Raw genomic sequence first — 14,285 nt, 5'->3', positions numbered from 1 at the left:
GTGATCGTCGGGTAGGGTGGCCGTCCGGCCGCGGACCGACCCGGCCGGAGTCGAGGAGGTGAGACCCATTACCGCTTGTCAGGTCGGGTGCTCTCACCTCGGAACGACACGGTCCGCCCGTAACGGGTGACCGGGAGAGCGCCTGTCGGCTCCCGAAAGGCCAGGCTCTTGCCGCACCGTTCCTCCCCTTCCTCCCTCTCCTCGCCCCGTGACGCGGTGGCCGCCACACTGCGCGCGGCGGGCTGCGTGTTCGCCGAGGACGAGGCCGAGCTGATCCTCGCCGCCGCCGAGGGCGACCCGTCCTCCGTCGACGCGATGGTCGCCCGCCGCGCCGCCGGACTGCCCCTCGAACTCGTCGTCGGCTGGGCCGAGTTCGGCGGGCTCCGGATCTCCGTGGAGCCAGGCGTCTTCGTGCCGCGCCGGCGTACCGAGTTCCTCGTCGAGCAGGCGCTCGCGTGGGCACCGGACGCGTCCGTCCTCGTCGACCTGTGCTGCGGGTCCGGCGCCGTCGGCGCCGCGCTGGCGGCCACGCTCGACGGCGCCGAGCTGCACGCCGCCGACATCGACCCCGTCGCCGTGCGTTGCGCACGCCGCAACGTCGCGAGTCTCGGCGGGCGGGTCCACCAGGGTGACCTGTTCGACGCGCTCCCCGAGCGGCTGCGGGGCCGCGTCGGCATCCTCGCCGCGAACGTGCCGTACGTGCCGAGCGACGAGATCGCCCTGCTGCCGGCGGAGGCCCGCGACCACGAGCCGCGCGTCGCCCTCGACGGCGGCGCCGATGGTCTCGACGTGCTGCGCCGGGTCGCCGCTCAGGCCCCGGCGTGGCTGGCCCCCGGCGGCTGCCTCCTGGTCGAGACCAGCAGCCACCAGGCCCCGTCCGCCGTCGCCGCCTTCGCCCGGGCCGGGCTGCACACCCGCCTCACCACCTGCGCGGAACGCCACGCGCATGTGGTGACCGGTATCCGCCGGTGACGCCGTGCACGGCGGGGGCCCGACAAGCCGGCTGCGACGCCCGGGGACGCCGCGCGCATGTGGTGACCGGCATGAACGGTGGGGGCCCGCTGCGGCAGGCCGCAGCGCCTGAGGCGCCACGCCCACGTGATGACCGGCATCCGCCGGTCACACCCTGCACCGTGGCGTTCCGTCGCAGCCGGCTGCGACGCCCCGCGCGCCCCGGAATGTGCGTCGCCCGTGCCGGACCGCCGCGCCCGGGACGTGCCTGGACGCCTACGTCCCCGGCGCCGTCACCCGGGCGATCAGGAGGGCGACGTCGTCGAAGTTGTCCGGTTCGTGGAGGGTGCGCAGAAGCATTTCGCAGACGTCGTCCAGGGAGTGGCCGGGCCGCTGGTCCAGCAGGGAGAGCAGCCGGTCCAGGCGTTCGTCCAGCGGATCGCGGCGCGTCTCGACCAGGCCGTCGGTGTAGAACACCAGCCGGTCGCCCGGCTCCAGGTCGACCGTGGTCGTGGAGAAGGCGACCCCGCCCACGCCGAGCGGCACCCCCGTGGGCAGGTCGAGCAGCTCGGGGGCGTGCCCGGCGCGGATCCGGGCCGGGGGAAGGTGCCCCGCGTTGGCGATGACGCAGCACCGCTCGGCCGGGTCGTGGACGGCGTAGACACAGGTGGCGATCGCCTCGTCCAGCTCGACGGTGATCCGGTTCAGGTGTTCCAGGAGCACGGCCGGGTCGAGCCCCAGGGAGGCCAGCGTGTGGGTCGCCGTGCGCAGCCGCCCCATGGTGGCCGCGGCGGGGATGCCGCTGCCCATGACGTCGCCCACCACCAGGGCCGTGCGGTCGCCGTCCAGCGGGATCACGTCGAACCAGTCGCCGCCCACCTCGCTGGTGGCACCCGCCGGCTGGTAGCGGGAGGCGACCTCCAGGCCGCCCGTCACGGAGGGATGGCTGGGCAGCAGGCTGCGCTGGAGCGTGAGCGCGGTGTCCCGGGCGTTCTGGTACCAGCGGGCGTTGTCGATCTGTACGGCCGCGCGCGAGGCCAGCTCCCGCGCGAGCAGCAGATCGTCCTCGTGGAACGGATGGGGCGTCCGCGTGCGGATGAGGTCCAGCGCGCCCAGCACCTCCCCGCGGGCGATCAGCGGCACGGCCAGGTACGAGTGGACACCCGCCCGGGCCAGCACCTCGGCCGCCTCGGGGGAGCGGGCGATGCGGAGCAGGTCCTCGTCCTTCACCTGCGGCACCATCACCGGCAGGCCCGTGCGGACGCACTCGGTGATCAGCCGGTCCGGCGCGTACCGGGTCACCCGCCCCGGCGGATCGGCCGCCGGCAGCACGTCGGACGCGTCCACCCAGCGCACCGCCAGCGCCCGCATCAGCGCCGGCTCGGCCGGGCCGATGACGCTGCGCCGGCCCCGTACGACCGCGTCCAGGAGGTCCACCGCGGCCGCGTCGGCCAGTTCCGGCACGGCCACGTCGGCGAGCTCGCCGGCCGTGCGGTCCAGGTCCAGCGTGGTGCCGATCCGGGCGGACGCGTCGGCGATCAGGGCGAGCCGGCGGCGCGCCGTCTCCGCCTCGGCGTTGGCCCGGTACTGCTCGGTGATGTCGACCACCGACACGGCGACGCCCAGCACGGTGCCGAGCGCGTTCTCCAGGCGGTACAGCGACACCGCCCAGGCGTGGTCCGCGTCCGGGTCGGCCGGGGTGCGGCCGGTGACCGACCGGTCGACCAGCGGCCGTCCGGTCCGCAGCACCTCCTCGGCGGCCTGCTCGATGGTGGCGGCGTCCATCAGCGGCAGCACCTCGCGCATGGTGCGGCCCCGGTGCTCGTCGGCGGGCAGGCCGTTGATCTGCTCCAGCGCCGGGTTCACCGACACGTACCGCAGGCCGGCGTCGAGGACGGCCAGCCCGATGGGGGACTGGGCGACGATCCGGGTGGACAGCGCGACGTCCTGTTCCAACCGGCGCACCGTCGTCTGGTCGACCGCGAGGCCGAGGGCGTACACGTCCCCCCGGTCGTCCAGCAGGCGCATGTTGCGGAACTCCACCAGCCGGGTCCCGCCGTCCTTGCGCCGGATCGGGAAGGCCCCGGCCCAGCTCCGCCCGGTGCGCATGACCTCCGCGAACAGCTTCCGTACGAGGTCGAGGTGCTCCTCGTGCACCATGATCCGGGCGGCGTACCTGCCCAGCGCCTCCTGCGCCGTGTACCCGAAGAGCTCCTCCGCCTGAGGGCTCCACAGCACGATCCGCCCCTCGGAGTCGAGGACGACCGAGGCCACGCGCAGTACGTCGAGCAGCCCGCTGGGACGCACCGGCCCGTCCCCGCCGGCCGGGAGTGACGCCGCTGCACTCATCCCACGCCCCGCCTTCGCCGAGTCCGCGGCGCGCCGTCGCCGCGCCGCCACCCCCCTGTTGTACCGCGCGCGAGGGCGATTTTCCGCCGCTCGCGTCGTCCCGTTCCCGCTTCTCCCACCATCCTGGGCGGTGTCCTCCCACCATCCTGGCCGGTGTCCGTGACCGCGCCACCGCGGGAGGGGCGCGCGGGTAGTGCTTCCCGGCGTCCGGTGCTTTGCTGAGGGAGGGGTGGGGGGGCGGCGACGTGACCACGAGAGGAGCGATCACGATGGTCAACGAGCCCACGCACCCGGAGTCCGTCTCGGTCGAGATCAGCGGATGCAGCAAGGACGACGCCCGGATCGTCTTCGACACACTGTGCGCGTGCTTCTCGTCGGACCGGTGCTCCGACGACGTGCCCGAGGAACTGCACGAGACCCGGCCCACGGTCTGGCTCGGCACGTTCGACGTCGCCGAGGCCCGCGAGGGAGAGGCCCGCCCCGCGCGGCTCTCGTCCTCGGTCGACGCCGACGTGCACGGCGGCTACTGGGCGATCGACCGGTTCCGCACCACCCTGGACGACCTGTTCCGGGTCAGCGAGCTGAGCAAGGTCTCGGGCGACCAGGAACGCGAACTGCACGTCCGGCTCGAAAGCGGATGACGCCGGCCGGAACGCTGTGCCCTCCGTCACCTCGTTTATGCAACTAGTTGCATAAGCCGGTGCGCGTGCCCTACAACTACAGGCACCACACCGCGCACGGAGGGCCCGATGAGCCGTTACCCCCACCTGCTGACCCCCCTGGACCTGGGCTTCACCACCCTGCCCAACCGCGTCCTCATGGGTTCCATGCACGTCGGTCTCGAGGAGGCCGAGGGCGGCTTCTCCCGCATGGCCGAGTTCTACGCCGCGCGCGCCCGCGGGGGCGTGGGCCTCATCGTCACCGGCGGCATCGCCCCCAACGACGAGGGCCGCCCCTACGAGGGCGGCGCCAAGCTCACCACCGACGAGGAGGCCGAGCAGCACCGGGTGGTCACCGCGGCCGTCCACCGCGAGGGCGGCCGCATCGCCCTGCAGATCCTGCACTTCGGCCGCTACGCCTACCACCGGGACCTGGTCGCCCCCAGCCCCCTCCAGGCGCCCATCAGCCCCTTCCCGCCGCGCGAGCTGACCGACGCCGACATCGAGCGGACCATCGACGACTACGTCCGCGCCGCCCGCCTCGCCCGCCAGGCCGGCTACGACGGCGTCGAGATCATGGGCTCCGAGGGCTACCTCATCAACGAGTTCATCGCCCGGCACACCAACCGGCGCACCGACCGCTGGGGCGGCTCCTACGAGAACCGCATGCGCTTCCCGGTCGAGATCGTCCGCCGGGTCCGCGAGGCGGTCGGCGACGACTTCATCCTCGTCTACCGGCTCTCCATGCTGGACCTGGTGCCCGACGGCTCCACCCTGGACGAGGTGATCACCCTCGCCAAGGCCGTCGAGTCGGCCGGCGCCACGATCATCAACACCGGCATCGGCTGGCACGAGGCCCGCATCCCCACCATCGCCACCTCCGTCCCGCGCGGCGCCTACACCTGGGTCACCAAGCGGCTCATGGGCGAGGTGAACGTCCCCCTGGTCACCACCAACCGCATCAACACCCCCGAACTCGCCGAGCGGTTGCTCGCCGAGGGCACCGCCGACATGGTCTCGATGGCCCGCCCGATGCTCGCCGACCCCGACTTCGTCGCCAAGGCCGCCGACGGCCGCGCCGACGCGATCAACACCTGCATCGGCTGCAACCAGGCCTGCCTCGACCACACCTTCAGCGGCCAGATCACCTCCTGCCTGGTCAACCCGCGCGCCTGCCACGAGACCGAGCTGGTGCTCTCCCCGACCCGCCGCCGCAAGCGCGTCGCCGTCGTCGGCGCCGGACCGGCCGGCCTCGCCTGCGCGGTCAGCGCCGCCGAACGCGGCCACCACGTCACGCTGTTCGACGCCGCGAGCGAGATCGGCGGTCAGCTCAACGTCGCCCGTAAGGTCCCCGGCAAGCAGGAGTTCGACGAGACCCTGCGCTACTTCCGCACCCGGCTCGGCGAGCTGGCCGTCGACGTGCGCCTCGACACGCGCGTCACCGCCGACGACGTCACCGGGTACGACGAGGTCGTCGTCGCCACCGGCGTCAGCCCCCGCGTCCCCGACATCCCCGGCGTCGACCACCCGAGCGTCCTCGGCTACCTCGACGTACTGCGCGACGGAGCGCCCGTCGGCGACCGCGTCGCGATCCTCGGCGCGGGCGGCATAGGCTTCGACGTCGCCGAGTTCCTCACCGACGGCGGCGACAAGGCGCACGAGGACCCCGAGACGTACTTCCGCCAGTGGGGCGTCGACCTCGACTACCGCGCGCCCGGCGGCCTCGCCGCCCCCGAGCGGCCCGCCCCGCCGCGCACCGTCCACCTGCTTCAGCGCAAGACGTCGAAGGTCGGCGCGGGGCTCGGCAAGACCACCGGCTGGATCCACCGCACCGAACTGCGCCACCGCGGCGTCACCATGGTCCCCGGGGTGCGTTACGACCGGATCGACGACGCCGGACTGCACGTCACCGTCGGCGAGGAGAGCACCGTCCTCGAGGTCGACACCATCGTGCTGTGCACCGGCCAGGAGCCGCGCCGGGGCCTCTACGAGGAGCTGGTCGCGGCGGGCAGCCCCGTCCACCTCATCGGCGGCGCCGACGTGGCCGCCGAACTGGACGCCAAGCGCGCCATCAAGCAGGGCACCGAGCTGGCGGCGGCGCTCTAGGACCGATCACAGCCGTCCCTAGGATGAGCGCATGTCACTCCCGCACGCGATCCTCACCGCCCTGCTCGAGAAGCCGTCGTCGGGGCTGGAGCTGACCCGCCGCTTCGACCGGTCGATCGGCTACTTCTGGTCCGCGACGCACCAGCAGATCTACCGCGAGCTGGGGAAGCTGGAGGGTGACGGCCTGATCAGGGCCCTGCCCACCGAACAGCCCGCGCGCGGCCAGAAGAAGGCGTACGAGGTGCTGCCGGCGGGCCGGGAGGAACTGGCCCGCTGGACCGCCGTGTCCCAGGACCCCAAGCCGCAGCGCGACGCCCTGCTGCTGCGGCTGAGGGCCGCGGCCGTGGTCGGGACGGCGGGCCTGGAGGCGGACCTGCGCCGCCACCGGGAGCTGCACGCCGGGCAGTTGGAGACCTACCGGGAGATCGAGCGGCGGGATTTCCCGCCGGGCCGCGACGAGCCGGAGGACCGGCTGCGCCACTTGGTGCTGCGGGCCGGCATCGACCTGGAGACCTTCTGGACGCAGTGGCTCGACCACGCGCTGGCGGAGTTCGCCGAGCTCTCCGACATGCCGGAGGGGCAGCAATAGGCGCCTGCGTGCGGGTGCAAGTGAGGGTGCGGGTGCGCAGGGGCTGGGCGCGCGGGTGCCCGCGCCCCTGGGGACGCGGGGACGTGGCGGCCGGCGTTCAGAGGTAGCGGACGCCGGTCAGGTCCTGCGCGGCCGTCCACAGGCGGCGGGCGACGGCCGGGTCGGCGGCCTCCTTGCCGAGCCGGGCCTCGGTGACCGGGCCTCGGGTCTCCCACAGACGGGCGGGGCCGAAGAACTGTCCGCCCCGCACCTCCGGGTCGGCCGCGGCGCGCAGCTGCGGCAGCGCCCCCTGTTCCACGGACTGGGTGGCCAGCAGGCCCGCCACGGCGATCACCCGGCCCAGCCGGCCGCGGTGCTCCCAGGCGCGTGGGGTGAGGTTGGTCCGGGTGAGTCCCGGGTGGGCCAGCGCGCTGACCACGGGGAGGCCCGCTGCCCGCAGACGGCGGTCCAGTTCGAGGCCGAAGAGGGTGGTGGCGAGCTTGGAGCGGCCGTAGGCGGGGGCGGCCCGGTAGCCGCGCTCGGACATCAGGTCGTCGAAGTCCAGGTGCGCGTTCTTGTGGGTGATCGAGCTGAGGCTCACCACCCGGCCGCCGTGGCCCGCGGCCAGCGCGTCGAGCAGCAGGCCGGTCAGGGCGAAGGGCCCCAGCATGTTCGTGCCGAGGTGCGCCTCGAACCCGTCGGCGGTGGTCCGGCGGGGCCCCAGACGCACCAGGCCGGCGTTGTTGACCAGCACGTCGACCGAGGGGTGACCGGCGGTGAGCTTCTCGGCGAACGCGCGCACCGACGCCAGCGACGCGAGGTCCAGTTCGCGGACCTCGGTGTCACCTCCGATACGGCGTGCCGCTGCCGCTCCCGCGGCGAGGTTGCGCACGGCCAGCACGACGTGCGCCCCGCGCCGGGCCAGCTCGGTCGCGGTGACCAGGCCGAGTCCTGAGTTCGCGCCGGTGACCACGGCGACCTTGCCGTGCTGGTCGGGAATGCGGTCGGCGGTCCATCCGCTCATCTGCTGCTCCTGGGGTGTGGCGGTGCCTGGAGCGACGACGGTAAGTGCCGCCGGGGCGGCCTCGGTCGTTCCCGTCTTCCTGGGTCCACGGGACCTACCCTGGGCGGCCGGCGACGGGGGACACTGACGGCATGACCCACCCGTACGCCCGTGAGCTCGGCGACTTCCTGCGTGCCCGGCGCGGCAGGCTGCACCCCTGCGACGTCGGCCTTGAGCCGGGAGGGCGCCGCAAGGTCACCGGGCTGCGGCGCGAGGAACTCGCCCTGCTGGCCGGTCTGAGCACCGACTACTACCAGCGGATGGAGCAAGGCAGGGACGTCCGGCCCTCCGACGACGTGCTGGACGCGCTCGCGACCGCGCTCGGTCTCGACGACGAGGAGCGCCGCCACCTGTTCACGCTCGCGCACGCCGCGCGCCGGCCCTCGCGCGCCCCGGTGGACCGCGGGCCGGAGGTGGTGCCGGACAGCACGCGGCGGCTGCTGCGGGTGATGCACACCCCGGCGGTCGTGCTCGGCAGGCACCTCGACCTGCTCGCCTGGAACGCGGAGGCCGAGGCGCTGCTCGGCGCTCCGGGCGATCTGCCGCCCGACCGGCTGAACATGCTTCTGCTGTTGTTCGACGACGAGTTGACCGGCGGGCGCACCTGCCCCGACTGGGAGTCGCAGGCGCTGGACTACATCGGGATGATGCGCGCGGCGGTCGCGGCCGATCCGACGCATCCGCGCGCCACCGCGATCGTGGGGGAACTGAGCATCCGCAGCGCCGAGTTCCGACGGCTCTGGGCCCGGCACGACGTCCGGGCCTCGGTGAGCGGCACCAAGACCTTCCGCAGCCCCGCGGTCGGTGACCTCACCCTGGAGTGGAGCACCTATCCGCTGCCCGGCAGGCCCGGCCCGTTCCTGCTGGTGTTCACCGCGGAGCCGGACTCGGCCGACGCCGACCGGCTGCACCTGCTGGGATCGCTGCATGCGACCCGCGCCGCCCGCTCCGACCGGCTCTAGGGTCCCTCGGACGAGGCCCTGGGCGCAGGACGATTCCCCGGGCGACGGCGCGTGGCTCCGCGACCCCGACGGCGAGCGGAGTGGGGGGGATCGACGCCGGCCGCCCGACCGGAGCGCGTCGGACGTGGTGGCGGCCGGCGCCGGGTCTACAGGTGGCGCGGGCGGCCGGCGCGCCGGCGCAGATACAGGACGGTGCCGACGATGCCGGTGCCGACCAGCGCGCCGCCCGCCACCGCGGTGACCGTGCCGTAGTCCCTGGAGCCGCCGCCGACGCCGCCCATCACACCGCGGGACGGTGAGGCCGTGGGGGAGGCCGACGGGCTGGGCGCGGGGGACACGACCACGGACTGGGTGCCCGCCGTGCTGCCGTTGGAACACACGACGATCACCGTGTACGTGCCCGCGCTGACGTTGGACCAGGCCGCGGACTGTCCCGCGGACGTCCCGGACAGCGCCACCTGGCGGCCCTGCGAGAAGTTCGCCTGACCGCTGCTGAGCAGCGAGGCGGTGCCCCAGTGGCCGTTGATCTGGCTGCACGCGTCGGTGGTGACCGAGACCGTGTTCCCCGTGGTGCTCACGGAGATCCCGTCCGCGGCGGCCGGCCCGGCCGGCAGCAGGGCGAGCGCGGCGGCGGCTGCCACGGTCGGTCCGAGGCGGAGCAGAGACGTCGAGATGCTCATGTGGACTGCCTTCCGGCGGCACGGCCGGCGGTACATCCCTTGCGCCGCCGAGGTCGGGGAGCGCCCGTGCCGCCACGACGCCAGCCAACGGGCAGCCCGACCGGCGCGCACTCCGGCCGCATCCGGGCAGGTGACGGCGTCCTCCGGGCGGCGCAGCGCGGACGTTCCGCCGGGTCAGGCGGCGGTGCCGGTCGTGACGGTCCGTTCGGCCGAGAACGCGCCCCAGGTGCCGTCCGGCAGCATCGCCCTGATCCGTACCCGGTGGGTGACGCCCGCCCGGTCGCCCGCGTAGAAGCGGTACGTCGCCCGGTCGCGCGGCGCCTCACCGCCGTACACCAGCGAGGTGACGGCCCGTCCGTCCAGCCGCACCTCGTACTCGGTGACCGTCCCGTCGACGCGTGGCGGCACCCACGTGAGGACGATGTAGTGGGCCCCGCCGGAGCCGCGGACGGCGGCGCGGAAGCCGGTGGGCGCGGTGGCGGTCGCGTCGCCCGAGCCGTCGGCGGTGGTGAGGCGGACGGGAGCACCGGGTGGCGAGAGGTTGTCCGCCGCGTCCCGGGCGCGGACGGTGAAGGCGTACCGCACGCCCGGCCGCAACCCCGTCACCACGGCGGCCATCTGGTTCCCGCCCACACTGTGAATCTTCGTGCCGCCCTGGTAGATGTCGTACGACACCACAGCGCGGTCGTCGGTCGCGGCGGTCCAGGACAGCTGGGCCGCCCGGCTGCCGGCCGCACGGCCCGTCAGTCCCGTCGGAGGGGCGGGCGGTGTGCGGTCGGCCCGGGTCGCCGCCGGGGTGGTGGCCCGGACCTCGCGGCTGGGCGGGCCGAGCCGGCCGTCCGCGTCCCGGGCGCGCACCGTGAAGACGTACGAGGTGGCGGGCCGGAGACGGGTGACGTCCACCATGTGTGCGGAACCGGGGACCTCCGCGACCTTGGTGGTGCCCCGATACACCTCGTACCGGGTCACCGCGCTCGCGGCCCGGGCGACCCGGTTCCACATGACGTGGACGCCGGTGGCGCTGCCGGCCTGCGCGGTGACACCCGTCGGTGCCGCCGGTGGCCGCTCGCCGCCCGTGTCGTCCGGTGCGCCCCAGCGGCAGGAGGCGGTCAGCAGGACCACCGCGCAGAGCGCGAGCAGGCGGCGCGATGACGCGGTTGGGGGAACGCCACGCACGACTCTGCCTCCCGGGGTGCGGTCGCGACCGGACCGGTCAATGGTCCGTACCAATATGGGGCACCTGACGCGCTCACTTCAAGAGGGTGGTGCGGGCCGACGGCGTCCGGGTGTTTCGTATGCTGAAAGCATGACGGGCCGAACCACCCCCGTAGACAGGGGTGTTGAGGCCCCGGGCGCGGACCGCTGTCGTCGCTGATCCCGCGCCGGTACGGGTGGCTGGACGGCCCGGGCCGCATCGAGCCCGGGCGTCCGGCGCCCCTCGTGTCCGACGGTGCATGCGTGCTCCGTCCGGCCCCTTTCGGGGCAGTCACCCTCCTCGCAACGGGATGAAATGGGGCAAAGTGCCCTGGGTGTGCGTCCTTGTCCCCGACGAGAGGCTCTCCTGACCGTGTCCCGTGTCCAGACGCTCACCGTCGCCGTGGCGGGCGTTGCGCTGCTGGCTCCCTCGGCGTCCTCCGCCGCCGAGCCGGCACAGATCCGTCCCTCCCGCGCCGAAGCGCGACGCGTCGCCCCGGGCCCCGCGGCGGATCCGGCCCTGCCGACCGGCCGGCCGCCCGTCGCCGTACCGCACCGGGGCCGCCCCGAGCCGGCCGGCCGGGACGCGAGCCGCGTGGGGCTGGCCCAGGGGGCCGCGGACCCGGGCCCTGTGACTCCTGGCCCCGTGACCCCGGCCTCCGTGACGCCGGGCCCCCTGACGCCGGAGGGAGGCACGCCCGAGCCCGTGACTCCCGCACCCGCCCCGCCGGCATCCGCGACCCCGGACGGCGTGGTGCAGGACCCCGGCACACCGGGCCCCGTGACCCCGGCGCCGGCTACGCCGGGTGCCGGCACCCAGAACCCCTCCGCTCCGGCCGCCCCGAGCCCCGCCACCCCCGAGCCCGCGCCTCCCGGCCCCGTCACCGCCGCCGATCTGCTGGCGAAGGTGCGTGGCTGCAGCCCCGTCTCCCGGGGCCGCTACCGCACGGACCGGGGGACCCCGGCGACCGTGCCGGTGTGCGGCACCCGCGAGGCGGTGTTCTGGAAGGCAGACATGGACATCGACTGCGACGGCCGCCCGGGCCGCCGCTGCAACGCCCGCACCGACCCGAGCTTCTCCTCCTCCACCGCGTTCGCCCAGTCCGACGGCCGCGCGCTGAGCTCGGAGAAGCTGCCCTACGTCGTGGTCCCCGCACCCAGCGACCTGTGGGACTACCGCGACGACGGCGTACGCGGCGGCTCGGTGGCCGCCGTGGTCTACCGCGACAAGGTCAGCTACGCGGTCGTCGGCGACACCGGCCCCACCGACATCATCGGCGAGGCGTCCCACGCCGCGGCCAAGTCCCTCGGCATCGACCCCGACCCGCGCTCCGGCGGCACCCCCTCCGGGGTGACGTACATCGTCTTCAAGGACAGCCGGGTCACCCCGATCGAGGACCGCGCGGCCGCGGTCTCCCAAGGGGAGCGGCTCGCCCGGGAGTTCGTCGACGCCGCCGACCGACCCGCCGGGCGGGCGCCTCACACCTTCCGGTAGTCGTACGCCTCCGAGGCCGCCGCGGCCACCGCGTCGAGGTCCGCGCCCGTGGAGGCGGTGACCACCGCGGCCACCGCGCCCTCCACGAACGGCGCGTCCACCAGCCGCGTGTTCTCGGGGAGTTCGTCGCCCTCGGCCAGCAGCGCCTTCACGGTGAGCACGGCACTGCCCAGGTCGGTCAGAACCGCGACGCCCGCACCCCGGTCGACGGACGCGGCGGCCGCGGCGATCAGGTCCGCGCTCGTGCCGAGGTCACCGCTCTCGGTCCCGCCCGCCGGAGCGACCGGAACCGTCGCCCCGGCGCCGGCGAGGCCCTGCGCCAGCTCCGCCACCGAGGAGGCGACGGTCGCGCTGTGCGACACCAGGACGATGCCGACCCGCTGCTCGTCACTCACCGCGGGCCTCCCCGTCCGGCCCGGCGTCGAGCAGCGCGGCGATCAGCAGCGCCGCCGACGTGGCACCGGGGTCCTGGTGCCCGATGCTGCGCTCGCCCAGATAACTCGCCCTGCCCTTGCGGGCCAACAGCGGTGTCGTCGCCACGGCGCCCTCCCGCGCGGCGTCCCGCGCCGCGGCGAACGAGTCACCGAGCGCGTCCACCGCGGGCACCAGCGCGTCGATCATCGTCTTGTCACCCGGTGCGGCGCCGCCCAGCTTCATCACGGCGTCCACCCCGGCCCGCAGCGCCTCGGCCAGCTGCCGCCGGTCCACCTCGGCGGCCTCGCCGAGCGTCTTCCCGGTACGGCGCAGCAGCGTCCCGTACAGCGGACCGGACGCGCCGCCCACCGTCGACACGAGGAGACGCCCCGCCTGTGTCAGCACCGCGCCGGGGGTGGCGGGCGGTTCCTTGTCCAGCGCGTCGCGCACCGCCCGGAACCCGCGCTGGAGATTGCTGCCGTGATCGGCGTCCCCGATCGGCGAGTCGAGCGCGGTGAGCCGCTCCGCCTCGCGGTCCACGGACGCGGCGGTGGCCGTCATCCAACGTCGGAAGAAGTCGGCGTCCAGCACGGGACCTCCTTGCGTGTAGGTGACCCGGAGCCCTCACCCCGGAGTGGATCACATTCCCCAGCGCAGCCCGGGTGTACTCACCGGCGCGTCCCACAGGCGCAGCAGCTCCTCGTCCACCTGGCACAGGGTGACGGACGCGCCCGCCATGTCGAGGGACGTGACGTAGTTGCCGACGAGGACCCGGGCGACCGGCACCCCGCGCTCGCCGAGCACCCGCTGCACCTCGGCGTTGAAGCCGTACAGCTCCAGCAGCGGCGTGGCACCCATGCCGTTGACCAGCACCAGGACCGGGTTGCGCGGGGTGAGGTCGTCCAGGATCGCGCCGACGGCGAACTCGGCGATCTCACCGGACGTCATCATCGGACGCCGCTCCCGGCCCGGTTCGCCGTGGATGCCGATGCCCAGCTCCAGCTCGCCGGCCGGCAGGTCGAAGGTCGGTGAGCCCTTGGCCGGCGTGGTGACCGCGCTCAGCGCCACGCCGAAGCTGCGGGAGTTCTCGTTCACCTGCTTCGCGAGCGCCTCCACCCGCTCCAGCGGCTGCCCCTCCTCGGCCGCCGCGCCCGCGATCTTCTCCACGAACAGCGTCGCCCCGGTGCCCCGGCGGCCCGCCGTGAACAAGCTGTCGGTGACCGCCACGTCATCGTTGACCAGCACTTTGGCGACCTGGACGCCCTCGTCCTCGGCCAGTTCCGCCGCCATGTCGAAGTTCAGCACGTCGCCGGTGTAGTTCTTCACGATGAACAGCACCCCGGCCCCGCTGTCCACGGCCGCCGCGGCCCGCACCATCTGGTCGGGCACCGGGGAGGTGAACACCTCGCCGGGACAGGCCGCCGACAGCATGCCGGGTCCGACGAACCCGCCGTGCAGCGGCTCGTGCCCGGAACCTCCGCCGGACACCAGGCCGACCTTCCCCGCCACCGGCGCGTCCTTGCGGACCACCACACGGTTCTCCACGTCCACCGTCAGCTCGGGATGGGCCGCCGCCATACCGCGCAGCGCGTCCGCCACCACGGTCTCCGGAACGTTGATCAGCATCTTCATGGGTGCCTCCTGGGACGGAACGGGTGGATCTTCGAGCCTCTGTACGGGTCGGAGCGGCAGGTCAGGTGCGGCGGGGTGACTGCGGACAGGTGGGTGCCCCACAGGGGCAGTATCGGCCTTGCGACCCCGGAGGGCACGTGAGGAGACGCCCGGGGAGCCGGACGATCTCGGTCGGGGACGCGGCCACAGCTCAGCATCTGCCCTGCCTTGGT

General features: G+C 74.3%; 13 protein-coding genes. 6 read left to right on the top strand and 7 right to left on the bottom strand.

Features of this window, described 5'->3' with window-relative positions; translation table 11 throughout:
• Positions 1-216 precede the first annotated feature (216 nt).
• A complete protein-coding gene (locus ACIF8S_RS15205) occupies positions 217-972 on the top strand; it encodes a putative protein N(5)-glutamine methyltransferase (RefSeq protein WP_399999595.1) in 756 nt (251 codons plus the stop codon).
• A 255-nt stretch (positions 973-1,227) separates the two neighbouring features.
• Here ACIF8S_RS15205 and ACIF8S_RS15200 read toward each other — a convergent pair whose 3' ends face one another.
• Positions 1,228-3,300, bottom strand: a complete 2,073-nt coding sequence (locus ACIF8S_RS15200) for a SpoIIE family protein phosphatase (protein ID WP_399999594.1) — start codon at positions 3,298-3,300, stop codon at positions 1,228-1,230.
• A gap of 269 nt (positions 3,301-3,569) precedes the next feature.
• Between ACIF8S_RS15200 and ACIF8S_RS15195 the strand changes: the two genes are divergently transcribed.
• The 3 genes from ACIF8S_RS15195 to ACIF8S_RS15185 all read left to right on the top strand — a co-directional run bounded on the left by ACIF8S_RS15195 (position 3,570) and on the right by ACIF8S_RS15185 (position 6,654).
• A complete protein-coding gene (locus ACIF8S_RS15195) occupies positions 3,570-3,941 on the top strand; it encodes a hypothetical protein (protein WP_399999814.1) in 372 nt (123 codons plus the stop codon).
• A 108-nt stretch (positions 3,942-4,049) separates the two neighbouring features.
• The gene (locus tag ACIF8S_RS15190) at positions 4,050-6,065 is read left to right on the top strand and encodes an FAD-dependent oxidoreductase (protein ID WP_399999593.1); all 2,016 of its coding nucleotides are present in this window, start codon (positions 4,050-4,052) and stop codon (positions 6,063-6,065) included.
• Between the two features lie 31 nt (positions 6,066-6,096).
• Complete coding sequence (locus tag ACIF8S_RS15185) at positions 6,097-6,654, top strand: PadR family transcriptional regulator (protein WP_399999592.1); 558 nt, start codon at positions 6,097-6,099, stop codon at positions 6,652-6,654.
• A 97-nt stretch (positions 6,655-6,751) separates the two neighbouring features.
• Here ACIF8S_RS15185 and ACIF8S_RS15180 read toward each other — a convergent pair whose 3' ends face one another.
• Positions 6,752-7,657 (bottom strand): oxidoreductase, encoded by a 906-nt coding sequence (locus tag ACIF8S_RS15180; protein WP_399999591.1) that lies wholly within the window; start codon positions 7,655-7,657, stop codon positions 6,752-6,754.
• A gap of 131 nt (positions 7,658-7,788) precedes the next feature.
• On the opposite strand from ACIF8S_RS15180, the gene ACIF8S_RS15175 reads away from it, so the two are divergent.
• Entirely contained in the window at positions 7,789-8,658 is an 870-nt protein-coding gene (locus ACIF8S_RS15175; RefSeq protein ID WP_399999590.1) for a helix-turn-helix transcriptional regulator, read from the top strand.
• A gap of 146 nt (positions 8,659-8,804) precedes the next feature.
• Here ACIF8S_RS15175 and ACIF8S_RS15170 read toward each other — a convergent pair whose 3' ends face one another.
• Complete coding sequence (locus ACIF8S_RS15170; protein WP_399999589.1) at positions 8,805-9,338, bottom strand: hypothetical protein; 534 nt, start codon at positions 9,336-9,338, stop codon at positions 8,805-8,807.
• 174 nt (positions 9,339-9,512) lie between these two features.
• Positions 9,513-10,514 (bottom strand): fibronectin type III domain-containing protein, encoded by a 1,002-nt coding sequence (locus ACIF8S_RS15165; protein WP_399999588.1) that lies wholly within the window; start codon positions 10,512-10,514, stop codon positions 9,513-9,515.
• 769 nt (positions 10,515-11,283) lie between these two features.
• On the opposite strand from ACIF8S_RS15165, the gene ACIF8S_RS15160 reads away from it, so the two are divergent.
• Positions 11,284-12,027 carry a glycoside hydrolase family 75 protein gene (locus ACIF8S_RS15160; RefSeq protein WP_399999813.1) on the top strand — a complete coding sequence of 248 codons (744 nt, stop codon included), beginning with the start codon at positions 11,284-11,286 and terminating at the stop codon, positions 12,025-12,027.
• Here the strand turns inward: ACIF8S_RS15160 and dhaM are convergent.
• Genes dhaM through dhaK form a run of 3 tightly spaced genes read right to left on the bottom strand, consistent with a single transcriptional unit; the run spans position 12,012 to position 14,073 of the window.
• A complete protein-coding gene (dhaM, locus tag ACIF8S_RS15155) occupies positions 12,012-12,422 on the bottom strand; it encodes a dihydroxyacetone kinase phosphoryl donor subunit DhaM (RefSeq protein ID WP_399999587.1) in 411 nt (136 codons plus the stop codon). The two genes, ACIF8S_RS15160 and dhaM, sit on opposite strands and share 16 nt — an antisense overlap.
• On the bottom strand, positions 12,415-13,032 hold the full coding sequence (gene dhaL, locus ACIF8S_RS15150; RefSeq protein ID WP_399999586.1) for a dihydroxyacetone kinase subunit DhaL: 618 nt from the start codon (positions 13,030-13,032) through the stop codon (positions 12,415-12,417). Before dhaL ends, dhaM begins: the two co-directional genes overlap by 8 nt.
• A gap of 48 nt (positions 13,033-13,080) precedes the next feature.
• On the bottom strand, positions 13,081-14,073 hold the full coding sequence (dhaK, locus tag ACIF8S_RS15145) for a dihydroxyacetone kinase subunit DhaK (RefSeq protein ID WP_145825832.1): 993 nt from the start codon (positions 14,071-14,073) through the stop codon (positions 13,081-13,083).
• Between the last annotated feature and the right edge of the window lie 212 nt (positions 14,074-14,285).

This window comes from Streptomyces sp. NPDC085937 (assembly GCF_044540535.1).
Taxonomy (GTDB): Bacteria; Actinomycetota; Actinomycetes; order Streptomycetales; family Streptomycetaceae; genus Streptomyces.
Note: the sequence above shows the minus strand (reverse complement) of the source record. Positions and strands in the feature narration are given on the sequence as shown.